The 26,245-nt window shown below is 30.1% G+C and carries 25 protein-coding genes; 11 read left to right on the top strand and 14 right to left on the bottom strand.

Annotated elements, in window-relative coordinates:
- Window positions 1-7: 7 nt before the first annotated feature.
- A complete protein-coding gene (locus ATE90_RS06770; RefSeq protein ID WP_101451106.1) occupies window positions 8-1,159 on the bottom strand; it encodes a BspA family leucine-rich repeat surface protein in 1,152 nt (383 codons plus the stop codon).
- A gap of 57 nt (window positions 1,160-1,216) precedes the next feature.
- Between ATE90_RS06770 and ATE90_RS06765 the strand changes: the two genes are divergently transcribed.
- Window positions 1,217-1,726, top strand: coding sequence for a DinB family protein (locus ATE90_RS06765; protein ID WP_101451104.1), 510 nt, complete (start codon window positions 1,217-1,219; stop codon window positions 1,724-1,726).
- A gap of 134 nt (window positions 1,727-1,860) precedes the next feature.
- Here ATE90_RS06765 and ATE90_RS06760 read toward each other — a convergent pair whose 3' ends face one another.
- Window positions 1,861-3,006 (bottom strand): BspA family leucine-rich repeat surface protein, encoded by a 1,146-nt coding sequence (locus tag ATE90_RS06760; protein ID WP_101451102.1) that lies wholly within the window; start codon window positions 3,004-3,006, stop codon window positions 1,861-1,863.
- A gap of 424 nt (window positions 3,007-3,430) precedes the next feature.
- Here ATE90_RS06760 and ATE90_RS13660 point away from each other — a divergent pair, with 424 nt between their 5' ends.
- On the top strand, window positions 3,431-3,595 hold the full coding sequence (locus ATE90_RS13660) for a hypothetical protein (RefSeq protein ID WP_235317730.1): 165 nt from the start codon (window positions 3,431-3,433) through the stop codon (window positions 3,593-3,595).
- Window positions 3,596-3,864: 269 nt separating this feature from the next.
- Here the strand turns inward: ATE90_RS13660 and ATE90_RS06745 are convergent, their stop codons facing one another.
- On the bottom strand, window positions 3,865-4,338 hold the full coding sequence (locus tag ATE90_RS06745; RefSeq protein WP_036785947.1) for a nucleoside deaminase: 474 nt from the start codon (window positions 4,336-4,338) through the stop codon (window positions 3,865-3,867).
- A gap of 89 nt (window positions 4,339-4,427) precedes the next feature.
- Window positions 4,428-5,825 carry a class II fumarate hydratase gene (gene fumC, locus ATE90_RS06740; protein ID WP_036785959.1) on the bottom strand — a complete coding sequence of 466 codons (1,398 nt, stop codon included), beginning with the start codon at window positions 5,823-5,825 and terminating at the stop codon, window positions 4,428-4,430.
- 160 nt (window positions 5,826-5,985) lie between these two features.
- Here fumC and ATE90_RS13550 point away from each other — a divergent pair, with 160 nt between their 5' ends.
- Window positions 5,986-6,159 (top strand): hypothetical protein, encoded by a 174-nt coding sequence (locus ATE90_RS13550; protein WP_036785962.1) that lies wholly within the window; start codon window positions 5,986-5,988, stop codon window positions 6,157-6,159.
- Window positions 6,160-6,397: 238 nt separating this feature from the next.
- Here the strand turns inward: ATE90_RS13550 and ATE90_RS06735 are convergent, their stop codons facing one another.
- From ATE90_RS06735 to prfB, 3 genes are all read right to left on the bottom strand, one after another.
- Complete coding sequence (locus ATE90_RS06735; RefSeq protein WP_101451100.1) at window positions 6,398-8,860, bottom strand: outer membrane beta-barrel family protein; 2,463 nt, start codon at window positions 8,858-8,860, stop codon at window positions 6,398-6,400.
- Between the two features lie 98 nt (window positions 8,861-8,958).
- Window positions 8,959-9,300 carry an arsenate reductase (glutaredoxin) gene (gene arsC, locus ATE90_RS06730; RefSeq protein ID WP_036785968.1) on the bottom strand — a complete coding sequence of 114 codons (342 nt, stop codon included), beginning with the start codon at window positions 9,298-9,300 and terminating at the stop codon, window positions 8,959-8,961.
- Between the two features lie 20 nt (window positions 9,301-9,320).
- Window positions 9,321-10,418, bottom strand: coding sequence for a peptide chain release factor 2 (prfB, locus tag ATE90_RS06725; RefSeq protein ID WP_036785971.1), 1,098 nt, complete (start codon window positions 10,416-10,418; stop codon window positions 9,321-9,323).
- 86 nt (window positions 10,419-10,504) lie between these two features.
- Between prfB and ATE90_RS06720 the strand changes: the two genes are divergently transcribed.
- A complete protein-coding gene (locus tag ATE90_RS06720) occupies window positions 10,505-12,925 on the top strand; it encodes a zinc-dependent metalloprotease (RefSeq protein WP_036785974.1) in 2,421 nt (806 codons plus the stop codon).
- A gap of 47 nt (window positions 12,926-12,972) precedes the next feature.
- On the top strand, window positions 12,973-13,998 hold the full coding sequence (locus tag ATE90_RS06715) for a threonine aldolase family protein (protein WP_036785976.1): 1,026 nt from the start codon (window positions 12,973-12,975) through the stop codon (window positions 13,996-13,998).
- Between the two features lie 136 nt (window positions 13,999-14,134).
- On the opposite strand, the gene ATE90_RS06710 is transcribed toward ATE90_RS06715, so the two are convergent.
- Window positions 14,135-14,749, bottom strand: a complete 615-nt coding sequence (locus ATE90_RS06710) for a hypothetical protein (protein WP_036785979.1) — start codon at window positions 14,747-14,749, stop codon at window positions 14,135-14,137.
- Between the two features lie 2 nt (window positions 14,750-14,751).
- On the bottom strand, window positions 14,752-15,246 hold the full coding sequence (locus tag ATE90_RS06705) for an RNA polymerase sigma factor (RefSeq protein ID WP_036785983.1): 495 nt from the start codon (window positions 15,244-15,246) through the stop codon (window positions 14,752-14,754).
- Window positions 15,247-15,364: 118 nt separating this feature from the next.
- Between ATE90_RS06705 and ATE90_RS06700 the strand changes: the two genes are divergently transcribed.
- The 5 genes from ATE90_RS06700 (at window position 15,365) to ATE90_RS06680 (ending at window position 20,287) form a co-directional block, all read left to right on the top strand.
- The gene (locus ATE90_RS06700; RefSeq protein WP_091953845.1) at window positions 15,365-16,258 is read left to right on the top strand and encodes a MerR family transcriptional regulator; all 894 of its coding nucleotides are present in this window, start codon (window positions 15,365-15,367) and stop codon (window positions 16,256-16,258) included.
- Window positions 16,259-16,320: 62 nt separating this feature from the next.
- The gene (locus tag ATE90_RS06695) at window positions 16,321-17,784 is read left to right on the top strand and encodes a phytoene desaturase family protein (protein ID WP_101451098.1); all 1,464 of its coding nucleotides are present in this window, start codon (window positions 16,321-16,323) and stop codon (window positions 17,782-17,784) included.
- Window positions 17,785-17,788: 4 nt separating this feature from the next.
- Window positions 17,789-18,634, top strand: coding sequence for a phytoene/squalene synthase family protein (locus ATE90_RS06690; protein ID WP_036785992.1), 846 nt, complete (start codon window positions 17,789-17,791; stop codon window positions 18,632-18,634).
- A complete protein-coding gene (locus tag ATE90_RS06685; RefSeq protein WP_180335185.1) occupies window positions 18,634-19,077 on the top strand; it encodes a sterol desaturase family protein in 444 nt (147 codons plus the stop codon). The genes ATE90_RS06690 and ATE90_RS06685 overlap by 1 nt, the downstream gene beginning before the upstream one ends.
- Before the next feature lie 70 nt (window positions 19,078-19,147).
- The gene (locus tag ATE90_RS06680; RefSeq protein ID WP_036785995.1) at window positions 19,148-20,287 is read left to right on the top strand and encodes a lycopene cyclase family protein; all 1,140 of its coding nucleotides are present in this window, start codon (window positions 19,148-19,150) and stop codon (window positions 20,285-20,287) included.
- A 27-nt stretch (window positions 20,288-20,314) separates the two neighbouring features.
- Here ATE90_RS06680 and ATE90_RS06675 read toward each other — a convergent pair whose 3' ends face one another.
- Window positions 20,315-21,520 (bottom strand): NADH:flavin oxidoreductase/NADH oxidase family protein, encoded by a 1,206-nt coding sequence (locus ATE90_RS06675; protein WP_036785998.1) that lies wholly within the window; start codon window positions 21,518-21,520, stop codon window positions 20,315-20,317.
- Window positions 21,521-21,719: 199 nt separating this feature from the next.
- Here ATE90_RS06675 and ATE90_RS06670 point away from each other — a divergent pair, with 199 nt between their 5' ends.
- Window positions 21,720-22,322 carry a sugar-binding protein gene (locus ATE90_RS06670; RefSeq protein ID WP_036786001.1) on the top strand — a complete coding sequence of 201 codons (603 nt, stop codon included), beginning with the start codon at window positions 21,720-21,722 and terminating at the stop codon, window positions 22,320-22,322.
- 325 nt (window positions 22,323-22,647) lie between these two features.
- Here ATE90_RS06670 and ATE90_RS13545 read toward each other — a convergent pair whose 3' ends face one another.
- From ATE90_RS13545 to argB, 4 genes are all read right to left on the bottom strand, one after another.
- The gene (locus ATE90_RS13545) at window positions 22,648-22,794 is read right to left on the bottom strand and encodes a hypothetical protein (protein ID WP_180335184.1); all 147 of its coding nucleotides are present in this window, start codon (window positions 22,792-22,794) and stop codon (window positions 22,648-22,650) included.
- Window positions 22,795-23,082: 288 nt separating this feature from the next.
- Window positions 23,083-24,360: an argininosuccinate lyase gene (gene argH / locus ATE90_RS06665; RefSeq protein ID WP_036786004.1), complete on the bottom strand. Its 1,278-nt coding sequence runs from the start codon at window positions 24,358-24,360 to the stop codon at window positions 23,083-23,085.
- A gap of 16 nt (window positions 24,361-24,376) precedes the next feature.
- Window positions 24,377-25,444, bottom strand: coding sequence for a M20 family metallo-hydrolase (locus tag ATE90_RS06660; protein ID WP_101451096.1), 1,068 nt, complete (start codon window positions 25,442-25,444; stop codon window positions 24,377-24,379).
- Between the two features lies 1 nt (window position 25,445).
- Window positions 25,446-26,222 carry an acetylglutamate kinase gene (argB, locus tag ATE90_RS06655; protein ID WP_101451094.1) on the bottom strand — a complete coding sequence of 259 codons (777 nt, stop codon included), beginning with the start codon at window positions 26,220-26,222 and terminating at the stop codon, window positions 25,446-25,448.
- Window positions 26,223-26,245: the final 23 nt, after the last annotated feature.

The following is a 26,245-nucleotide window of genomic DNA, read 5'->3' as shown; positions in this document are numbered from 1 at the left end:
TTGTCAATTAATTACAGCCTCCTTGTAGGCTTGGAATATAATTTAATTCTAATCCAGAGTTTTCAGAAAAGTAAAAACATTCAGTAACATTGCTAACATCCCAATCAGAAATATTTTGGTTAAAACTTTCTGCTGCACTAAACATATAACTCATATCAGTTACATTGCTTACATCCCAACCAGAAATATTTTGATTAAAGCTTTCTGCACCTACAAACATACCATGCATACTAATCACTTTATTAACATCCCAACTAGAAATATCTTGGTTAAAGTTTCTGCATTGAGCAAAAACACCAGTCATATTAGTTACATTACTGACATCCCAATTAGAAATATCATTGTTAAAGTTAGATTGATAAAACATACCATGCATACTAGTCGCTTTACTAACATCCCAACTAGAAATATCTTGGTTAAAGTTTCTGCATTCAGCAAAAACACCAGTCATATTAGTTACATTGCTTACATCCCAATTAGAAATATCTTGATTAAAAGTGTGGTTTCCATAAAACATGAAAGCCATATTTGTCACACTGCTAACATCCCAACTAGAAATATCGTCATTAAAGTATCTAGCCCCTAAAAACATTTCATTCATATCAGTTACATTACTTAAGTCCCAATCAGAAACGCCATATTCTAGCATCCAACAAGCTTTAAACATGGAACTCATGTCTTTTACCTTCTTTAGGTTAGGGTTGTCTTTCGCATTTATTTCAAGTGCCTTACAATAATTAAACGCATGATTAAATGATGACCATTCTATATTACCCCATTGTTCTATTGAAATTATTTTATCATTATCTAAATATGGACTACTAAATTTAATTTGATGAAAAGCAGGGGTTCCACCACTTATGCTAACTTTGTAGATTCCAGCTTTTGGAAATGTTATAGTATGAGAATTAGTTGCTGTTTCTAAACCATTATTATTTGGATTACCTACTTCTTCCCAAAATATTTTATAATTTGTTCCTGAGCCTGGTATTTCTATTTGATTGTCTTCTGTATATCCTTCAGGTTCATCAGTTTTCCAGATGGTTACAAACGCATTTGGACTGTTTCCATACAATTCTCTAATTGAAGTGGTGTCATCATTGTTACAAGCATTAAAACAAAGAATGCTTGTCAAGGTAAATAATAAAATTTTTTTCATGTTTTTTTTGTAAATATAAAAAAATAAGTTATTTTTTGCTAACTTAAAACTTTATTAATGATTCCTAAAAACGAATATGCTCCTTATTTTGAACAATACATGCAACTGGTTTCTAAAGATGAGAAATCAATTATAGAAAATTTAGTAGCTTCTCAAAAAGTATTTGATGATGTATTAAGAAATTTACCAGTAGAAAAGCACAATTTTTCTTATGCTGAAGGCAAATGGACGATCAAAGAATTGATTCAGCACATTATTGATACAGAACGGGTTTTTTCTTATAGAGCTTTATGTTTTGCTAGAAATGATAATACTTCTTTGCCTGGATTTGATCAAGATGTTTTTGTTGAGAATGACAATGCAAACGATAGAAACTATTATGATTTATTAAATGAAATGGAGGTGTTAAGAAAATCTTCAATCCAATTATTTAAAAGCTTTTCTGATGAAGCTTTGTTAAGAGTAGGTGTTGCTTCGAATAATAAAATGTCTGTAAGAGCTTTAGGATATTTATTTTCAGGGCATCAAATGCATCATTTGAATATTATAAAAGAAAGATATTTATAATAAAAAAACCGAAGTTTTAGCTTCGGTTTAATATCACTTAATAATTATTGAGTAACTTAATTACAGCCTGCAGACAGGATTGGTAAGTATATAGGGTTTAAACCATCTTTTTCATTATTTTTGATTTTTAGTGTTTAATTGCAGTTTGCTGGAAAATTAGGTAATTGGCTATCATCTAGATTAGAGCCATCTGCGAAAGAATTACATCTTTGTACATTGCTAACATCCCAATCAGAAATATCTTGACTAAAATTTGTTGCATTTAAAAATGTCCAAGCCATTTGAGTGACGTTGCTAACATCCCAACCAGAAATATCTTGGTTAAAATTTGATGCACCCCAAAAAACATAAGACATCAATTCTACATTATTTACATCCCAACTAGAAATATCTTGGTTGAATTTTTTTGCATTTGTAAACATATAATTCATATCAGTTACATTACTTAAATCCCAATTAGAAATATCTTGATTAAAACTTATTGCTCCATGAAACATGTCACTCACATTTATTAGACTACTGGTGTCCCAGATAGATATATTTTGATTAAAATTATGTGCAGCACTAAAAGTCGAACTCATAGTAGTGACATTACTTACATCCCAACTAGAAATATCTTGATTAAATACAAATGCACCGGTAAACATAGCATGCATGTTCGTCACGTTACTAACATCCCAACTAGAAATATCTTGGTTAAAATTGTTGCAAGCAAAAAAAACCATACCCATTTTCGTTACATTGCTAACATCCCAATCAGATGTATTTCCATTAAAATTTTGACAACCATAAAACATACTCTTCATATTCTCTACATTTTTTAGGTCTGGGGAGTCTGTAGCACTCGCATTAAGGTTTCCACATCCCACAAATGCATCTTCAAAAGAAGACCATTCTATAGTACCCCATTGTTTTATTGAAATTATTTTTTTAGAATTTGAACTACTAAATTTAATCCGATGAAAAGCAGGTGCTCCGCCACTGATACTAACTTTGTAGGTTCCAGCTTTTGGAAATGTTATAATACGAGAATTAGTTGCTGTTACTAAACCACTATTACTAGGGTTCCCTAATTCTTCCCAAAATATTTTGTATTTTGTTCCTGAGCCAGGTATTTCAATTTGATTGTCTTCTGAATCTCCTGGATTATCAGTTTTCCAAATGGTTATAAATGCATCTGGATTGTTTGCATACAAATCTCTATTTGAAGGGGTGTCATCCTTGTTACAAGCACTAAAACAAAGAATACATGTTAAGGTTAATAAAAAAATCTTTTTCATATTTATTTGAGGTTTTAAATTATATATTTTGATAAAAATGCGAATTAAACATTAATTTTTAATTAATTAATTCATCACGTTGTTGCTAAAAAATAACTTTTTCGTAATGCTATAATTATAAATTTTTATTGAAATAAAAGAGACTATTTGATTATTAAATTCGCTTCAATAAACATAAATAAATCTATTATATCGATTCCTAAAAACGAGTATGCTACTTATTTTGAACAATACACACAACTGGTTTCTAAAAACGAGAAATCAATTACATAAAATTTAGTAGCTTGTCTAAAAGAATTTAATTATGTATTCAGAAAATTATTCATAGCAAACAGAATTTTTATTGTGACGATTGCAAATGTAGAAATTTAATAGCAAATAATTTTCACGCCTAGGCGTGAAAACTCAATAACAAATAATTTTCATGCCTAGGCGTGAAAATTATTTGCCATTTTATTTTTCTTATGCTGAAGGTAAATGGAAGATGAAAGAATTGATTCAGCACATTATTGATACGGAACGGGTTTTTTCTTATGTAGCTTTGTGCTTTGCTAGAAAAGATAAAACTTCTTTGCCAGGTTTTGAATAAGATCTTTTTGTTGAGAACGACAATGCTAATGATAGCAGTTATTATGATTTATTGGATGAAATGGAGGTGTTAAGAAAGTCTTCAATTCAATTATTTAAAAGCTTTTCTGATGAAGCTTTGTTAAGAGTAGGAGTTTTTCAAATAATAAAATGTCTGTAAGAGCTTTAGGATATTTATTTTCAGGTCATCAAATTCATCATTTGAATATTATAAAAGAAAGGTGTTTTTAAGAGAAAAACCGAAGTTTTAGCTTCGGTTTTAGTATGAATTTAATATTCAGTTTTATCTTGTTTTTCTGCCCACTTCTTAAAGGGTTCTAGTGCAATTTCTCTTCCAATTTGTTCAAAAGGAATACTTCTTTTTTCATAGGGTAAAGGAATTTCTTTATAGATGAATTCATCATCAAAACCAATGTTTGCGGCATCTTGCTGATTGCTTCCATAATACACTTTATCTGGTCTAGCCCAATAAATGGCTCCTAAACACATTGGGCACGGTTCGCAAGAAGTATACACAATACACCCGTCTAATTGAAAAGAGCCAATATTTTTACAAGCATCTCTAATTGCTGTAACTTCTGCATGTGCTGTAGGATCGTTGGTAGAAGTAACTTTATTATTTCCTCGACCAATAACTAATCCGTCTTTGACAACAACACAACCAAAAGGTCCACCTTCGTTATTATTCATTCCTTTTAATGCTGCTTTTACAGCTCCACTCATAAATTCTTCGTGTTTATTCATCTGCCTTTTCTATTATTATGATTATTTTTTTGAGATAAAAAAAGCTGCATTTAGTATGCAGCTTTTAAGAGATTTTAAAATTAATATTTTTATTTTAAACCACCAGTCATTTCTTCTGGTTTTACCCAATCATCATATTGTTCTGGAGTAACATATCCTAAACGTACAGCTTCTACTTTTAAAGAAGTTCCGTTTAGATGCGCAGTATTTGCAATTTCTGCAGCTTTGTAATAGCCTATTTTAGTATTTAAAGCAGTAACTAACATTAAAGAGTTATTTACTAATTCAGTAATTCTTGCATGATTTGGTTCTATACCTGAAGCACAATGTATATTAAAAGAAATACAGGCATCACCAATTAATTGTGCAGATTGTAGAACATTTGCAGCCATCATAGGTTTAAAAACATTTAGTTCATAATGCCCCTGAGTGCCACCAACAGTAACAGCAACATCATTACCCATTACTTGCGCACAAACCATAGTCATTGCTTCTGCTTGCGTAGGATTTACTTTACCTGGCATAATTGATGAGCCTGGTTCGTTTGCAGGAATTATTAATTCTCCAATTCCTGATCTAGGACCTGAAGCCATCATTCTAATATCATTTGCAATTTTATTTAAAGAAACGGCAACTTGTTTTAAGGCTCCGTGGGTTTCCACTAAAGCATCATGCGCAGCCAAAGCCTCAAATTTATTTTCTGCAGTGATAAAAGGCATTTCTGTAAATTGGGCAATATATTTTGCAACTAAAACATCATAACCTGCAGGTGTGTTTAATCCTGTACCAACTGCCGTACCTCCCAAAGCTAATTGAGCTAAATGTTCTAGGGTGTTTTTTAAAGCTTTTAAACCGAAGTTTAATTGAGCTACATAGCCAGAAAACTCTTGACCTAAAGTTAGGGGAGTAGCATCCATTAAATGTGTGCGTCCAATTTTTACAACATCCTTAAACGCTTCTGATTTTGCTTTTAAGGTATCTCTTAATTGCTCAATACCTGGAATTGTAGTTTCTACAATTTTCTTATATGCTGCAATATGCATTCCTGTTGGAAATGTATCATTAGAAGATTGCGATTTATTAACGTCATCATTTGGTTGAATCGTCTTTTCTCCTTCACCAATAACTTTTCCTGCAATTTCATGCGCTCTGTTGGCAATCACTTCGTTCACATTCATGTTAGATTGTGTACCTGAACCCGTTTGCCAAATTACTAAAGGAAATTGGTTATCTAGTTTTCCTGCTAAAATTTCATCACAAACTTTTGCTATTAGATCTCTCTTTTCGGTGGTTAAAACACCGAGCTCTTCGTTTGTATAAGCAGCAGCTTTTTTAAGATACGCAAAACCATATACAATTTCCAGAGGCATAGAGGCTGAAGCCCCAATTTTAAAATTATTGCGCGAACGCTCTGTTTGTGCCCCCCAGTATTTATCTGCAGGAACTTTTACGTTTCCCATGGTATCTTTTTCGATTCTATATTTCATAATTATGATATAAATTTTGGATACAACAAAATTACAAAAAAGTATGATTACATAAAGTTGATAATTATCATTTTTAGATAACTAAAAAAAATATTTTTTTGATTGGTGTTTTTTGAAAATAAGTCTTATTTTTGCTTCAATAATTTTTCAAAATATTTCAATGTTAGATTTTTCACAATTTTCAGGATTAGTTTTATTTATGTTTGTTTTTACAGCTGGTTTTTGGTTGTTAATATTCTTATTAACATTTGTTGTTCCTTATTGGATTGGCGGAACTATCTGGGAAAATATGAAATTAAAGAAAGAAGCTAAAAAGGCTGCTGAAGGCAAGTAAGCTTTAAAATATATGATAAAAAAAACTCGTTCAAGAAATTGAACGAGTTTTTTTATGAGTTTTATTGATATTTAAGTATTGAAATAAAAACCTCTTATATTCTATTTAACCAGCTTAAAAGGGAGTTAATGCAGTAATTTTTTAATTATGATAAAGTTATTGTCTAAAACAAAAAAAGTAGTTTTGTAATAGAAGTAATAAAAAGATATTATTTCAAACCCTTTTGTAATTCAAAAGGTTAACCTTCAAATTCTTCTCCACCACCATTTTGTCTTCCATCTTTTTGTTTTTGATTTTTTTGTTGATTAAATCTGTAAGTAAAGTTTAAAGATATTTGACGAACGCGCCATTGAAAAGTTTGGTCAGAAATATTGGTTGGATTCTCTCTGTTTGGCGTGTAGTTGGTAGAATTTCTTTTTCTAGAATTAAAAAGATCACTTACATTTAAAATCAACGTTCCTTTTTCTTTTAACACATCTTTACTGAATGCCAAGTTGGCTGAAAAAATTCCATCACTTTCGCTTTGTGCACTTTCGCTTGGACCTCTGTAAGATAACCTTGTTTGCCATTCTATTTTATATGGTAAAGTTACTCTTGCGTTAAAACGTGCTCTCCAGCTTGTGTTACTGTTACTTAAATCCTCTGAAATTGTATTTGTAATATTCGTAGTTGGGTCTAAAAAGTCATAGGTATAAATTCCCTCTGTTTTAGAATTGAATACATTAAAACTTCCATCAAATTTTACTGTTTTCGCTGCATTATAATTGGCAGTAAACTCAAATCCATACCTATCTTCTGAAGCTAAATTGATTGGTTCTCTAATTAAAACAGATTCGTTATTACCATTAATTTCTCTAATTTCTTGCCTTGTAACTCTACTAATATTGTTTGTTGAATATTGATAATAAATAGATGAACTTACTGTTAATTTACCAATTTTATTTAGATAGCCTACATCATAAGAGTTCGTAAAGGTTGGTATTAAAGCAGGATTTCCTTTAAAAATAATGTTCTGACTATTTCTTGATTCAAACGGATTTAAATACCAAAACCTTGGTCTTCTTAAGCGTCGACTATACCCTAAAGTAAAGCTTTGTTTTTCTGTTACTTCATAACCAATATTTAATGTGGGGAATAATTCTGTATAACTAAAATCGTTATTTTCATTCGTATTTAATAATCTTACTTTTACATCTGTAGTTTCTAAACGCAACCCTAAAAGAAAAGAAAATTTGTTAAATTTATTTCCGTATTGTGAATAAAACGCATGAATATTTTGACCAAATTCTAAGTTATTTGATGGGTCAAAATTTGGATCTGTTACCGGAGTTACTAAAAAATCTGAAGTTAAATCTTGAAAATCACCACGGTATCCCGCTTCAAACTGAGTGTTTTCGCCAATTGGTAGTACATAATCTGCTTGTAATAAAGTGTTTTTAGATGATTCGTTTGTAATGTTTGTTTCGTTTGTAAAACCAGTTTCGATATTGACAGCTTCTTCATTCTCTTTACTATCACTATACTGAAAATCTAAAGTTAATTTATGACCTTTTTTATTAAAATTGTTTGAGTAGTTTAACGAATATTGTATCGTTTCATCATCAGAATTTTCATCCTGTATTCTTATAATATTATCTGTTAATGCATTATTTTGGTCAAATTCTTTAATATCATTTGTAGAAAAATTCCCACCTTTTGTATTTCGGTAAAAAATGTTACCAGTTAAAGAGCTTTTTTTAGTTAAAAAATATTCTAAGCCAACATTTGCGTTAAAACTATTTCTATTTCTTGACCAATCTCTATCTTCAATTCTAGAACTTGTAACAGCACCATTTGTAAGATTTTTTAAATTTGTAAAAAAATTTCCAGGACCTTTTCTATAGCTATATCCGAAATTAGAAAATAAGTTCGTTTTCTTTCCTCTTTGGTTTAAATTGGTTGCTAATTGAAACTGATCTGGTGTTCCAACTGTTGTGTTTACAGAACCATTAAAACCTAAAGCTTTTCCTTTTCTAAGAATAATATTTAAAATCCCGGCGGTTCCTTCTGCATCATACCTTGCAGACGGAGAGGTTATTACTTCAACTCTTTCTATAGCATCTGCAGGTAATTGTCTTAATGCATCTGTACCACTTAAGCCTACAAGAGCAGATGGTTTTCCGTCAATTAAAATACGCACATTTTCATTTCCTCTTAAACTTACATTTCCTTCTACATCTACACTTACAGAGGGCACATTATCTAGAACATCAGATGCTGTTCCTCCTTTTAACGTCATGTCTTTTCCAACATTATAAATACGTTTGTCTAAACGAATATCTACTGTAGATTTTTCTGCAATAATTATTACTTCACCCAAACTACTTGCGTTTTCAGAAAGTTTTATGATTCCAAAATCTTTATTTGTGTTTAAGGTTTGCTTTGGTAGTTTTATACTTTTAAAAGAAATATATTCAATACTAATATCATAATTTCCTTTGGGAGTTATGATACTAAAAATTCCTTTTTCATTAGTAATTCCACCAGAAACTTTTTTTGTTTCAGTCTCTTTTAAAACGATGGTAGCATATTCTAACGGTTCTTTAGTATCTGCATCAATAACTTTACCTATTAAGGTTATACTGTTAATGCTAGACGGCTTTTGAGCGATTAGAAATAGTGAAGTGAATAAACAGAATACTAGTAGTGTAATTTTTTTCATTAGTTGTTTTGGTGATTATTCATTTAAAACAACAAAGAACTAATTAAGTTTGAGAGTTAATAGTTAAAAAAAAGTTAAAGAAATTATATGAATAGAATTTAAAGAATAGCTGCTATTTTTTCTGGTGGTCTACCAATAACTGCTTTGTTATTATTGATTACAATTGGTCTTTCAATCAATTTAGGGTTTTCTACCATTGCAATAATAATTTCTTTATCAGAGAGTTCTTTTCCTTTGTAATTCTCTTTCCATATTTTTTCATTTTTACGAACTAAATCAATAGGAGAGATGTTTAAAAATTTTATTAACTCGTTTAATTCTTCTTCGGATAAAGTATGATCTAAATATTTTATAACTTCAAACTCTTTTTTAGAATCTTCTAAAATCGCTAAACCTTGTCTAGATTTTGAACAACGTGGATTGTGGTATATTTTTATCATTTTTATTTAAGTTTTAAATATTACGAACTCTTTTTCTGCCCATTTAACATTAAGTAAGACTTTAAAAACGGATTTATATCTCCATTCATTACATTATCTATATTCCCTGTTTCGTAACCTGTTCTTACATCTTTCACCAATTTGTAAGGATGCATTACATAATTTCTTATCTGGCTTCCCCATTCGTTTTTCATTTTATTAGCCTCAATATCATCTCTAGCCGCTTGTTGTTTTTGCAATTCAATCTCGTATAATTGAGATTTTAACATTTTCATTGCAGTTGCTCTATTATCATGTTGAGAGCGAGAATTAGAACAGGAAATTTGAATTCCAGTAGGTTTATGTGTTAGTTGAACTTTTGTTTCAACTTTGTTTACATTTTGCCCTCCAGCTCCACTAGATCTTGCAGTTACAATTTCTATATCTGCTGGGTTTACATCTATTTCTATAGAATCATCTGCCACAGGAAAAACGTAAACAGACCCAAAAGTTGTATGTCGCTTTGCATTAGAATCGAAAGGTGAAATTCGTACCAATCTATGAACACCATTTTCTCCTTTTAACCAACCAAAAGCATAATCGCCTTCAATTTCTATCGTAATTGTTTTTATTCCTACAACATCTCCCGCTTGATAATTCAATGTTTTTAATTTAAAACCTTGCTTTTCTGCCCACATCGTGTACATTCTAGATAACATTTCTACCCAATCACAACTTTCTGTTCCTCCTGCACCTGCTGTAATTTGTATAGTTGCAGATAAAGAATCTCCTTCTTCAGAAAGCATATTCTTAAACTCTAAATCTTCTAAAAAAGAACTTGTCTTTTCAAACTGTTCTATAACTTCATCTTCTTCAACTTCACCTTCTTTGTAAAATTCATATAACACATTTACATCTTCATTTAAACTGATTGTTTTCTTGTAATCTTCAACCCATTTTTTCTTAAAACGAAGTTCTTTCATTATAATTTCTGCTTGTTTTGGATTGTTCCAAAAATCTGGATTTACAGTTTTTTCTTCTTCGTTCGAAATTTCAATCAGCTTTTTATCAATCTCTAAATAAGATTTTAATTTTTCAATTCTTGAAGCAATATCTTTAAGTTGGTCTTGTGTAATCATAAGTCAAACAAAAATAAATTAATTTTTAAGATTTCTTGTTTTAAAACTGATCCTTATTTTATAGATTTATACAAAATATATCAAACATGAAAAAATTACTACTTATCCTTTTTTTTATAGCTGCCTCTTTTGATGGGTTTTCTCAATTTTTTACAGAGAAAACAGCAAATAAATTGCAAAAAGGAATTACAAAATATGAAGGCTATTTTACATTTTATTATGATGAAAATTCTGATAAAATATTTCTTCAAATTGACCAATTAGATACTGACTTTCTTTATGTTCGTTCGCTTTCAGAAGGAATTGGTTCTAATGATATTGGTTTAGATAGAGGTCAGTTAGGAGCAGGGGTTGTAGTTCATTTTAAAAAAGCAGGTAATAAATTAATGTTGATTCAACCGAATCAAGATTATAGGGCAATTACAGATAATGTAGAAGAAAAAAAATCAGTACGAGAAGCGTTTGCAAAATCTGTTTTGCATGGTTTTGTGATCAAAAAAGAAAAAAAAGGCATCTATTTAGTGGATGCAACTGATTTTTTTATGAGAGATGCTCATGGAGTAAGTAGCACTTTAGCAAGAAATAAGGAAGGAACTTACAGTTTAGACGAAAGTAAATCTGCTTTTCATTTGGATAGAACAAAAGCATTTCCAAAAAACGTTGAGTTTGATTTGATGTTGACGTTTAAAGGTGCTCCGAAGGGATCAAATCTTAGAAGCGTGTCTCCCAATGGATTTTTGGTTACCGTTCATCAGCATCATTCTTTTGTAGAATTACCAGATAATAATTACAAACCAAGAAAGTTCGATCCACGTTCAGGAGGTTATCCAATGTCATATTTAGATTACGCAACGCCAGTTAATCAATCAATAAAAAAGAGATTTATTTATAGACATCGATTAGAAAAGAAAAATCCAGAGGCAGAAATTTCTGAAGCTAAAGAACCAATTATTTATTATTTAGATAGAGGAACTCCAGAACCAGTGCGTTCTGCTTTATTAGAAGGTGGAAGTTGGTGGAATCAAGCTTTTGAGGCTATTGGTTACAAAGATGCTTTTCAAATGAAAATGTTACCGGTAGGCGCAGATCCTTTAGATGTTCGTTATAATATGGTGCAGTGGGTGCACAGATCTACAAGAGGTTGGAGTTACGGCAGCAGTATTTCTGACCCAAGGACAGGAGAGATTATAAAAGGTCATGTTAGTTTAGGGAGTTTACGTATTCGTCAAGATTTTTTAATTGCTCAGGCTTTGCAAGCTCCTTACAAAAAGGATGCTGTAGACGATGATTTTGCTTTGCAAATGGCAATTGCAAGAATTAGACAATTATCTGCACACGAAATTGGACATACGTTAGGTTTTGCGCACAATTTTGCTGCAAGTACAAACGGAAGGGCTTCCGTGATGGATTATCCGCATCCAAAATTTAGTTTAAAAGAGAATAAAATTGATTTTTCTAATGCTTACGATACTAAAATTGGAGTTTGGGATAAAGTTACTGTCGCTTATTTTTATCAAGAATTTGAGAAAGATGAAGAGAATGAGTTGCATAAAATTTTAGAAGATGCATTTGCAAGTGGATTAAAATATTTGTCCGATGCTGATGCAAGGTCTCAAGGAAGTGCAAGTAGTTCTGCGCATCTGTGGGATAATGGTTCAAATATTCATGATGAGTTGTATAATATTCTTAAAATTAGAAGAACTGCTATCGAAAATTTTTCAAAAGATAATATTAAAACTAAGCAGCCTTATTCTGCTTTAGAAGATGTGTTTGTTCCCTTGTATTTTTTTCATAGATTTCAAACGGAAGCTGCGGTCAAATTAATCGGCGGTTTGGAATATAGTTACGCCGTAAAAGGAGGTAATCAAACGATCGTAAAAAGAGTTTCAGGAACAGCTGAAAGAATTGCTTTACAAGCAGTTTTAAAAACGATTGCTGTAGATGAAATTGCAATTCCGAAAGAAAAGTTAGCACTATTTCCGCCAAGGGCCATGGGGTTTGGAAGAACAAGAGAATCTTTTAAAAGTGATTTAGGAGTAGAGTTTGATGCATTTGGAGCTGTAGAAACAGCTAGTGAAATGACATTAAATTTATTATTAAACCCACAAAGGGCATCGAGGTTAATTGCGCATAAAAGTTTAAATAAAAGACAACTAGGTTTAGTCGAGTTGCTCGATGAGTTGATAACAAAAACTATAAAAAAAACACATAAAGATTCTTATTATCAAGAACTACAAAGTGTCATAAATACAGCGGTATTAGAACAACTATTTTATCTAGCAGCATATAAAAATCAGTACAAACAAGTAAATGCAATTGTATTGTATAAGTTATCTGAAATCAAATCAATTTTACAAAATAAAAAACTAGAAGGAATTCAGAAAATATATAATTTAGCAATGATAAAAATGATTGAAGATTTTGTTAAAAATCCTACATCATTTAAAAAATCAAACGCCCCTAAAATTCCAGATGGATCGCCAATTGGAAATGATTATAAATATTAATTTATAAAATATAGTGTTTACCAAAATCGTGACATAAAAACCTAAATATGATAATAGACCTAATATCAGATACAGTAACTAGGCCTACAATTGGAATGTTGGGGGCGATGATGCATGCAAAAGTTGGTGACGATGTTTTTAAAATGGATCCAACAGTCAATGCTCTGCAAGAAAAAGCGGTTGCTATGTTTGGAATGGAAGATGCATTATTTTTTCCTTCAGGAACGATGGCAAACCAAACAGCGATAAAATTACACACGCAACCTGGAGATAAATTAATTTGTGATAAATATGCACATGTTTATAATTATGAAGGTGGAGGAGCTGCATTTAATTCTGGGGTAACCTGCAAATTAATTGATGGAAATAGAGGTATGTTTACCGCCGAGCAATTGCAAGAAGCGGTTGCTGGTAGATCAGATATTCATGTTCCGTATTCTAGATTAGTTTGTATTGAGAATACAACAAATAAAGGTGGAGGAGCTTGTTGGGATTTTTCTGAACTAAAAAAGCTTCAAAAAATTTCTACAGACAATAATTTGGCTTTTCATTTAGATGGAGCACGTTTATTTAATGCTTTGGTAGCAAAAAACGAAACTCCGCAACAATATGGACATTTATTTGATACTATTTCTATATGTTTATCAAAAGGTTTGGCGGCTCCCGTTGGTTCAATTTTACTAGGCTCTAAAGAGCATATAGCAAAAGCTTTAAGAATTAGAAAACTTTTAGGTGGAGCTATGAGACAAGTTGGTTTTTTGGCAGCAGCAGGTATTTATGCATTAGATAATCACATAGAAAGATTAGCTGAAGATCATCAAAAAGCAAAAGAAATTGGAGAAGTTCTAGAGTCTGTTGCTTATGTAACAAAAGTAGAAACGATAGAGACCAATATCATTATTTTTTATGTTGACGAAAAAATAGGCGCAGATAATTTTATTCAGAAAATGAAAGCTAAAAATATTCTTTTAACCCCAATGGGTGAAGGTAGAATTAGAATTGTTACCCATTTAGATTACACGAATGAAATGCATGAAATTTTAATAAAAGAGCTAAAAGAGTTTTTAAAATAAAACCGTAGAACTGGAAAAAAAATAAGAAATAAAATGATTTCTAAATCTTTTAGTATTCCAAAAGATTCTGAATTTACTGAGAAAAAATTTTAACACAAATACTTTAAAATAAAAGGAGTTTTTTTAGAAAAATAACTTAATTGGTGTCATTTACTTTAGCTAATTCCTTATAATTTCTATTTAATTTTTTTAATAAAATGCCATATAATAATTGATAGAAAAGCCATAAAACCCCTAGAATTAATAATGTAGCAATTAGAGTAGCGATTATTATTAAAATAATTTGCTTGTTGTTTAAATCATTAAAATTAGTATTTATGGATGCTATGGTAACAGCTATCATAACTAATGCCATATAACTTAAATTAAACAACACATAATTACGAACTGTTTTCCTAGTTTTTATTATTTTTTTCATCAATGTTTTTGTTGAATCTGTAGTAGAAATTCTTTTGTAATTTAAATAGAACATTACTAAAAAATAAAACAATATCACATAAGCTACAATTTGCGAATAGAAAATAAAGTTTTTTAAACCCATTTTTTCGTATTCAGTATAAACCTCCTCCATGTCGAATACAAAGTATAGTGAGTTTAAAATCACAAATTCTAAAACACCAATAATAAAAATCCACTTTACAATTGATGATGATTTGGAGTGCGCTAACTTATAAATTTCTAAGGCAGAAAACTGTTTAGTCTCGTCAGGTTGATTATCCCAAGTTTTTTTATATTTCTCTAATAAATCCATAATTATGGGTTTAATATATTTTTTAATTTCTCTTTTGCTCTGTTCATTTTTACTCTTGCATTCACAGAAGATATTCCTAATGTTACAGAAATCTCCCGGTAAGGTTTGTCTTCTAGATATAAAAATATTAAAGCTTTATCAATATCATTTAATCTATGAATTGCTGTATACAAAGCTTTTAATTGTAATTCTTCTGTATTATCATAATCTGTGGCTTTAATTTTGTAGGTAAAATCACTAATGTCCTGTGTTTTTATGGTTCTGGTTGATTTTCTATATAAGGAAATTGCAGTATTTAAAGCAACTCTATACATCCAAGTACTAAATTTAGAGTCTCCTCTAAACTTTGAGTAATTTTTCCATAGTTGTATCGTTATTTCTTGAAATAAATCATTGTGAGCATCTTGATTTGTTGTGTAAATTCTACAAATTTTATGTGCTATATTTTGATTGCTTTCAAAGTCTGATAAAAATTTAGTTTCTAAATCTTTTTGCACCCGATAATAAGTTAGTTTGGTTATAAGTAGTGTAAAAGTATAAAATGTTACAATTTTCTAAAAAAATATTTACAGTTAATTATTTTTGTTAAATTTGTTCAACGCAAAATGTATAAAATTGAACAATATTAAACAAGATTTTACAATTAAAGACCTTGAGAATATTTCAGGAATTAAAGCACATACCATTAGAATATGGGAAAAACGTTATAATTTATTAAAGCCTAAAAGAACAGAAACAAATATTAGGTTGTACACTCCGGGGGACTTAACTAAACTTTTAAATATTGTTCTATTAAACAATAATAATTTTAAGATTTCTAAAATAGCAGAACTCTCCGATGAAGAGATCACACTTCAATCAAGAGAATTAGCTTTTAATACTGCAATTAATGATGAGGCTATAAATACTTTTAAGTTAGCCATGTTTCAATTTGATAAAGTTCTTTTTAATAACGCTTATAATACTTTACTGCATAAAAAAACATTTAGAGAGGTATTTAAAGATGTTTTTATTCCTTTTTTAGAAAATATAGGGTTACTATGGCAGACCGAAACTTTACTGCCTGCCCACGAGCATTTCATTTCGAATCTAATTGCTCAAAAGATTCAATCTAACACGGAAAAATTACAATATAATATTAATGATACCAGTAAAACATATGTATTGTTTTTACCTGAAAATGAAATTCACGAACTAGGACTTTTATACTTGAACTATGAGTTGGTTCTTAGAGGATTTCACACCATATATTTAGGACAAAGTTTACCTTTAAATAATTTAAATTATTTTTTGGAAAGTGAAAGGGAAATATGTTTTATAACCTCTTTAACTATTCAGCCCTATGATGATAAAATTGTAGATTATTTTAATGAGATTAATGCAGTTATGGGTATTACTAAAAATGAGTTTATAGCAACAGGGAGGAAAGTGAATAAAGTAAAGCATCTCAAATTGAATCCAAATATTCAATTATATGATTCTATTCCAGATTTGTTAAAAGTACTATAAAATTGCATTCTTTTGCACTTAATTGTTCAATTAATAAATATATTTGTTAAACAAAATAAATAATGAATAAGAATATACATATTATAGGTTCAGGTTTTTCGGCTTTAGCATCTTCTTGTTATCTTGCAAAGCAAGGATATAGTGTTACTGTTTTAGAAAAAAATGATACATTAGGTGGCAGAGCAAGACAGTTTAAAAAGGATGGTTTTACGTTCGATATCGGACCTTCTTGGTATTGGATGCCAGACGTTTTTGAGCGTTTTTTCGCTGATTTCGGTAAAAAACCTTCGGATTATTACACGTTGGATAAATTAAGTCCGGGTTATGAAGTTTACTTTGGTGAAAAATCTTCTTTAAAGATTTCTGAAAATCTAGAAGATATTTATAAAATGTTTGAAGAAGAAGAGAAAGGAAGTGCAAAACATTTAAAATCGTTTTTAGATTCTGCAAAATCTAATTATGATACCGCTATAAAAGATTTAGTTTATAAACCTGGGGTTTCGCCTTTAGAGTTGGTAAATACAACAACGATAGCTAGAGTTACACAGTTTTTTTCTACGATAAGAAAACATGTTAGAAAAAATATAAAGAATCCCAAATTAATAAAGATTTTAGAATTTCCTGTATTATTTTTAGGAGCAAAACCCAGTAATACACCTACATTTTACAATTTTATGAATTATGCAGATTTTGGTCTAGGAACATGGCATCCAAGAGGAGGTATGTATACCGTTATAGAAGGTATGGTTTCTTTAGCCCAAAGTTTAGGCGTAAATTTTAAAACCAATTCTAACGTTGAAAAAATTATTACAGATACATCAAAAAATGTTGTTGGATTATTGGTTAATGGTGAGAAAATCGAGACAACTTTAGTTTTAAGTGGTGCAGATTATCATCATACAGAAACTTTATTAGATAAAAATCTAAGACAATATTCAGAAAATTATTGGGACAAAAAAACGTTTGCACCTTCATCACTTTTATTCTATGTTGGTTTTAATAAAAAGATAGAAAACGTAAGTCATCATACCTTGTTTTTTGATACCGATTTTGATGCTCATGCAAAAGAAATATATGATAATCCGCAATGGCCGTCAGATCCTCTTTTCTATGCAAATTTTACTTCAATAACAGATAAAACATCTGCACCTGAAGGCAAAGAAGCAGGATTTTTCTTAATTCCATTAGCACCAGGAATTGAAGATACCTCAGAGCTAAGAGAAGAATATTTTCATAAAATAATGGATAGATTTGAAAAATTAACAAATCAAAAAGTTAAAGAACATGTGTTGTTTAACAGATCTTTTTGTGTAAATGATTTTAAAGAAGAATACAATTCTTATAAAGGAAATGCTTACGGTATGGCAAATACACTTTTACAAACTGCTTTTTTAAGGCCAAAAATAAAGAGTAGTAAAGTAAATAATTTGTATTTTACAGGCCAATTAACAGTTCCTGGTCCAGGTGTTCCACCTGCATTGATTTCAGGAAAGATAGCATCAGAATTAATCTGTAAAAATCAATAATAAAATGAAAGACTTATTTGATCGAGTTTCTAATGATTGTAGTAAACTAGTTACAAAAAGTTATAGTACATCTTTTTCTTTAGCTGTAAATATGTTGTCTCCAATTATTAGATCAGATATTTATAATATTTATGGTTTTGTCCGTTTTGCTGATGAGATTGTAGATACTTTTCATGATTACGACAAAGAAAAATTAATGGAGCATTTTGAAAGAGATTATTACCTTTCAAAAGAGTTTGGTATTAGTTTAAACCCAATTTTAAATTCATTTCAGCAAACGGTGAATAAGTATAAGATTCCTGATGAAATGGTGCAAGCTTTTTTAAAAAGTATGAAAGCTGATTTATTTAAAACTGAATATCAAACAAAAGCGGAATATGACGAATATATTTATGGTTCTGCAGATGTTGTAGGATTAATGTGTTTAAAAGTATTCGTAAACGGAAATGACCAAATGTATGAAGCATTAAAAGATGCGGCAATGCGTTTAGGATCTGCATTTCAAAAAGTGAATTTTTTGCGTGATCTCAAAGATGATTATGAGGTTTTAAATCGTTCCTACTTTCCAAATATAAATTTGGGAGAACTAAATGCAGCTTCAAAACAAATTATTATTGATGAAATTGAAGATGATTTTGATTTTGCTTACAAAAATGGGATTCTAAAATTACCTGTTGAAGCAAAATTTGGAGTGTATATGGCGTATAGATATTACAGAAGATTGTTAAAAAAATTAAAAGCAGTGCCCTCAGAAAAAATCATGGATACTCGTATTCGTATTTCAGATCCAATGAAAATAAACTTATTGGCAAGAAGTTATGTGAAATATAAATTAAATATCATAAAATAATGTTCGGACTAATTACTCTTGTTGTTTTTTTATTGATGGAAGGCATCACTTGGTGTACACATAAATTTGTAATGCATGGTTTTGGATGGTATTTGCATGAAGATCATCATAAACCAAAATATCAAGGTTTTGAGAAAAATGATGCTTTTTTTGTTGTTTTTGCCATCCCTAGTATTGCTTTTTTCTATTATGGTACATATACAGAACATACCTATTTATTTTTTATAGGATTAGGTATTTTATGCTATGGATTGGCCTACTTTTTGGTACATGATGTATTAATTCATCAACGTTTTAAATGGTTTAAAAACACCAACAACTTTTATTTGAGAGGATTAAGAAAGGCGCACAAGATTCATCACAAAAATATGAGAAAAGAAGATAGCCAATGTTTTGGAATGTTATTTGTACCCTTTAAATATTTTCAAAAACCTAAAATTTAAACATTAAATTTAAAGGATACTTTACTATATCCTTAACTCTTTATTTAAATATTAAGCTCATTTAACCCAAATGAATTATTACGATTACATAATTGTTGGTGGAGGTGCTTCTGGCTTAATGATGGCGTACAGAATGTCTAAAGATGCTTTTTTTGATGATAAATCAATCCTAATTTTAGATAGAGAAAAGAAAATTGCAAACGATAGAACTTGGTGTTATTGGGAAACTGATAATGATGAGTGGAATGGAATTGTAAGTGCATCTTGGAAAAATATTATTTTTAAAAGTAAATTGTATGCTACGAAAGAAAATATTGTTCCTTATCAATATAAAATGATTCGTAGTAAAGATTTTTATTCAAAAATCTGGTCTCATTTAGAAACGAAATCAAATATTACTTTTCAAACAGCAAATGTTGTAAGCCTTCATCAGGGAGATGAGGAAGCAGAAGTAATTACTGCTGGCACAATTTTTAAAACAAAGACAATTTTAAACAGTATTTTGTTTACTGATGCGTATAAGAAACAAACCAAATATCCTGTTTTGCAGCAGCATTTTGTTGGTTTTTTTATACAAACGAAGAAAGATTTTTTTGATGATAGCGCTGCCACTTTTATGGATTTTACAGTGGCTCAAAAAGAAAATACCCGTTTTATGTATATTTTGCCTTATGCTAAAAATGAAGCTTTGTTTGAATATACCTTGTTTTCAAAAGATATACTGCCTTATGAAGACTACAAATTAGAAATTGAAAAATATTTAGAGGAGAGAAATATTACAGATTATGAAATTGTAGAAAAGGAGCAAGGTTCCATACCTATGACGTGTTATAAATTTTGGAAACACAATTCTAAAAACATCATCAATATTGGTACAGCAGGAGGTTGGTCTAAAGCAAGTACGGGTTTTACCTTTAAAAATACCACTAGAAAAACGGCAAAACTCATTACGCATATAAAACAGGATAAACCATTAACAGAATTTCATAAAATTGATAAATTTTGGTTTTACGACCTATTGTTGTTAGATATTCTCTCTAAAAAAAACCATTTAGGAGCTTCCATTTTTGCGAAAATGTTTCAAAAAAATCATCCAAAAAAAATATTAAAGTTTTTAGATGAAGAGACTTCTTTATTGGAAGATTTACAAATTGAATTAAAAATGCCTCCAATTAATTTTATCAAAGCACTTTTTCAGAGAGTTTTTTAGGCTTCTCTTCAGATTGGATAAAAGGATTTAAAATACAGTTTTTTTTATAAAATGAAACAAAACAGACCAAACACTCAATTTAGGATTTGGCAAATTACCTTTACCCATCATTTTCATTTGATGAGAGAAATAAGAAATATCCAAGAAACCCATTTTATCAATAAATTTTAAACCTGTCTTCACAGGTGGAATATGTACTTCTGTTCTTGTTCCTTCAAAAAATTCTTTAGAAAGGTAAGGGAATACAGCAAAAGGACGCGCTAAACCAACAAAATCCAATTCGTTATTCTCTATAGCTTTAGCCATTACATCTAAGGTTCTAAAACCTCCAGTTAATAATAAAGGCGCTTTTGTTTTTGCTCTCGCTTTCTGAATAAAATCTGCAAAATAAGCTTCTCTCTTTTTTGTGCTTTCTTTTACTTTTTTACCTGCACCCATCATTGCAGCTTTTTCGTAAGTACCGCCAGAAACTTCAATCATGTCAATACCTTCAGCAGAAAGCATATCTATTACTTCTAGAGATTCTTCTTCTGTAAATGCGCCTCGTTGAAAATCTGCAGAGTTTATTTTAATTCCAATAGGAAAACCAGCGCCAACTTTCTTTCTCATATTTCTGTATATCTCCAAAGCAAAACGAGCTCTATTTTCTAAAGAACCTCCCCATTGATCTGTTCGTAAATTGGTCAGTGCAGAAAGAAACTGACTTACTAAATATCCATGAGCTCCATGTATTTGTACACCTTTCCAACCTGCTTTTTTAGCAATTAAAGCACAATCTCCAAAACCATCTATTGTTTTCCAAATTTCCTCTTCTGTCATTGGGCGAGGTTTTGGAAACATTGATTTCATAGGCAGTTGAACATCAGAAGCACTTACTACATCTTTGTTAAATTTGGGTGATTGTCTTCCAGGGTGATTAATTTGCATCCAAAGATGGCTTCCATGCTTTTGTGAAACATCAGCCCATTCTTTTAGTTCAGCCATATATTTCTCATCTTCTACAACAACATTTCTTGGTTCATTTAAAGCTTTACTATCCATCATTACATTTCCAGAAATCAAAATTCCTGTACCACCTTCTCCCCAAGTTTTATACAATTTTATAATTCGTTCAGAAGGTTTTCCACCTTTATCCGCATTGTTTTCACTCATGGCAGATTTTACCATTCTATTCGGTAAAATAACTCCACAAGGCAAAGTAAAGGCTTGTTGTAAGATATTTGCTGATTTCATTATGAATATGGATTTTTTGTGAAAGTAAATTTTGAAAGTGCAAATTAACTTTTATTAATGGATATTTAAAGCTTAATTGTTACATATAGTAAATATATAAAATGGGTATTTTCCCTATAAATTTTAACTTTATTTTCTTATACAAAAACACTAACTTCGTTAAAGACTGATATGAGCGTAAGTTATCTTTAATCTAAAAATGAAAAAATTCTTAATTAAGAAGTTGATCGATTTTACTAGTTGGGAGAAAGTTACAAAATTAGATGACTTTTCTTATCCTTGGCAAAGCGAAAAATCCCCTGTTACTAGTTTTAGTGCATATTATGATGAAAATCATATCTATTTTCGTTTTGTTGCTTACGGTTCTAAACCTTTGGTTTATATAGAGGATAATAGCAAATTGGCAGTAATGCACTCTGAACGCGTAGAAATATTTTTTCGTAGAGATCAAAAAATGAGCCCTTATTACTGTTTAGAAATGGATCCGCATGGTCGTGTGCTTGATTACAGAGCTAATTTATATCGAAAATTTGACAGAGATTGGCAATGGCCTGAATCTTTATCGATTAAATCAAAAATTAATGAAGAAAACTATACAGTGGAAGGTAAAATAAGCTTGTCTATTCTTAATGAATTAGGTCTTATAAATAATAATAATATACAAATAGGATTATTTAGAGGTCATTGTACCAAATTGGTGGGCAAGGTCGCATTATTGAAATGGATTAGCTGGGTAGATTCTAAAACACAAGATGCAGATTTTCATGTACCGTCTGCATTTGGAATTCTTAAACTTTGTTAGTTTGGAAACTGAAGATAACTATGGCTATAAGTAATTGCTAATTATGGCCCACTACTGAAATTTTCTAAAGGTTTTCTGATAGGTGTGTTCTTGTAAATTTAATTACTAAAGTGCACAACTACTTATAGTCTAAACCGTTAATGAATCTTCAATTTTCATTAATTTTTTTCTTAAATGCACTATTCATATAGAAACCTATGTTTAGTATCTGTAGATAAATATTCTACTAATTCCCATTCAAAACCAGCACTATCATAATAATAAATTCTTTTTTTAAAAGTTCTTTTGAAGTGTCAATTCCTTTCTTATCACCAGCTTCTTTTAATTATTTTTCAATTTTATCAATAGTATTCGCAACTAAACCAATATGGTTAAATCCATAATTTATATAGGTTTGATTTAGTTTTTTAGGTTCAGTTTCTAATGGAGATTCTTGTAAAGTAAAATAGAATTCTTTATTGCCATTGTGCATCCATCTTTTATCATTTATAGATTTTTGTTCATTTCTAATTTCAAAATCTGGAGTAACAAATTTACAGAAGTTTACAGCTGCATTAATGTATTGAACTGTAATATTTTAGTGTTCAATTTTTATCATCATCATTTATCTTTTCAATTAATAGATACAATATGATTTGATGCAAACATTGATTGTGATTTCTGATATTTCTATTTGTCAATACTTTTTTTTGTCATTCCTACTTTTGAAGGAATTACGAACTGATAAAGATTAGTGAAAATTAGTGGAATTCGTGTTTTGTTAGTTTTTAGGATATTTTGCTGCAATCTTATCTAAACTTAAATTATGAATACTACCAACATGTGAATGTTGTTTTCCTAAATCGGGTTTATACGTCCCTTCTTGAACTTGGCCTCCAATTTTTTGATATGCTTCTCGAAAAGACATGCCTCCAACCACTAAATTATTGATGCTATCGACTGTAAATAAGTATTGATATTTTTCATCATTCAAATCGATATCTTTTACAATGACTTGTTGAATAGCATAATTTAAAATGTCTAAAATATCTTTTACATCTTCAAAAGCACTGATAATATTTTCTTTTAATAATTGAAAATCTCTATGGTAACCTGATGGTAAATTATTGGTGATCATGACCATTTCTGTATGTAAAGCCTGAATTTTATTGCATTTTCCGCGAATCAATTCAAAAACATCAGGATTTTTCTTATGTGGCATAATGCTACTTCCAGTAGTTAACGCATCAGGAAAAGAAATAAAATTAAAATTTTGACTCATATATAAACAAACGTCCATTGCAAATCGAGACATTGTATTACACAATCCGCCTAAAGCTGAAGCAATAGAACGCTCACTTTTTCCTCTACTTAATTGAGCTGCAACAACATTGTATTTTAAAGTAGCAAAATCTAATTCTTTCGTCGTTAATTCTCTGTCGATAGGGAAGGAACTTCCATAACCGGCAGCAGAGCCTAAAGGATTTTGATCTACAATTTTAGAGACTGCATTTAGCATATATACGTCATCAATTAGTAATTCTGCATACGCAGAAAACCACAATCCAAAGGAGGATGGCATTGCTACTTGCAAATGGGTATAACCAGGTAATAAACTTTCTTTGTGTATTTCTGCTAAACCTATAAGTGTATCAAAAAGTGTTTTTGTTTTATCATTTATAATCGCTAAATTTTCTTTATAGTATAGTTGCAACGACACTAAAACTTGATCGTTTCTTGAACGAGCAGTGTGAATTTTCTTACCAACCTCACCTAATTTATCGGTCAATTCCCATTCAATTTTAGAATGTACATCTTCAAAAGAAGGTTCAATTACAAATGTTCCGTTTTCTATATCTGAAGCTAATTTTTGCAAACCTCTTTTAAGATCTGATAACTCATTTGCAGTAATTATTCCAATAGATTCTAACATTATTGCATGTGCTAAAGAAGCTTGTACGTCATATTTTGCAATATGAATGTCAATTTCTCTATCATTGCCAACTGTAAAGTTTTCTATTTGTTTGTCTATTGAAAATCCTTTATCCCAAAGTTTCATATTTCTTTTTTTGTAATTAAACGATTACTTTATTTAATAATTCTACGTAAATCTGTATTCCTTCTTGAATTTCAGCTAAGTAGATAAATTCATTGGCAGAATGAGAACGAGTGCTATCTCCAGGTCCTAATTTTAAAGATTGGCAACTTAAAGCAGATTGATCTGATAACGTTGGTGATCCATAAGTTTCTCTACCCATTGCAATTCCTGCTTTCACCAAATCATGATTTAAAGAAATAGAGGAGGAGTTTAATCGTAAACTTCTTGGAGCTATTTTACTGCAAGGAGATTGTTCTTGTAGAATATTATCAATTTCTTGATTAGAATAGGCATCATTTACGCGAACATCAATCACTAAATCTACGTGACCAGGAACTACATTATGTTGTGAACCAGCATTTATTTGAGTTACTGTCATTTTTACATCACCTAAAGCATCTGAAGATTTATCAAACTTAAAATCTTTAAACCATTGCAAAACTTCAATGGTATTATAAATTGAATTATTATCATTTGGATGAGCTGCATGACTTGGAGTACCGTCTATAACTGCATCAAAAACAACTAAACCTTTTTCTGCAACTGCAAGATTCATTAAAGTTGGCTCACCAATAATAGCCACATCTATATGTGGAATAATTGGTAACATAGAGTTTAAACCATTTTGACCACTGTTTTCTTCTTCAGCGGATGCTACAATTACCAAATTGTATTTTAGATTTTCATCATCATAAAATTTTGTAAAAGTTGCCATTAAAGAAACCAAACAACCACCTGCATCATTACTTCCTAAACCAAATAATTTTCCATCTTTTACAAAGGCCTCAAAAGGATCGTTTGTGTATTTTGAATTTGGACGAACAGTATCATGATGAGAGTTTAATAATAATGTTGGTTTACTTTCATCAAAATATTTATTTGTCGCCCAAATATTATTTTTTGTTCTTTTAAATGATATTTGATATTCACTGAACCATCCTTCAATTAATAGAGCAGTATTTTCTTCTTCTTCAGAAAAAGATTGGGTTTCAATCAATTTTTTTAAAAGTGAAATTGCATTTTCTGTTAATTTTTTAATACTCATATTATAATGTAATTGTAGTAAAAATGTTATTTTCTTTAGTTAACATACTCGTGTTTCCAATGTGTACTTTTTGAACACCACTATTTAGTGCATCAAAACAATTATCCAATTTAGGAATCATGCCATCAGAAATAATCCCTTCTTTTAATAATTTTTGATAGTTTTCTGAATTGATCTTTTTAATTATTGATTCTTTATCATTAAAATCTTCTAAAACACCATTCAATTCAAAACAATAGTATATTGATGTATCATAAATCTCACTCATTCCAACTGCAATTTTACTAGCAATAGTATCTGCATTTGTGTTTAATAATTGTCCATTACCATCATGCGTTATGGCACAAAAAACAGGCGTAAAATCAGCTTTCAATAATTTATTAATTGATTTGGATGCTACTTTTTTCACATCACCAACAAAGCCAAAGTCAATATCTTTAACAGGTCTTTTATCAGATTGAATGCTGTTGATGTCTGCACCCGTTAAACCAATGGCATCAGTGCCTAAAGCTTGTAATTTAGCTACAACATTTTTGTTTACTAAACCACCATAAACCATAGTAATAACTTCCAAAGTTTCAGGATCAGTTACGCGTCTTCCTTTTACCATTTTAGATTCAATACCTAATTTTGATGCAATATGAGTAGCTCTTTTTCCTCCTCCATGAACCAAAATCTTATTTCCTTTTAAATTTGAAAATAATTTTAAAAATTTGTTTAGAGAAATTTCATCTTCTATGATGTTACCGCCTATTTTTATAATTGAAAGTTTTTCCATTTTAATTAATAACTAAAAGTTAT

The organism is Polaribacter sp. Hel1_33_96 (assembly GCF_002846595.1).
Taxonomy (GTDB): domain Bacteria; phylum Bacteroidota; class Bacteroidia; order Flavobacteriales; family Flavobacteriaceae; genus Polaribacter.
Note: the sequence above shows the minus strand (reverse complement) of the source record. Positions and strands in the feature narration are given on the sequence as shown.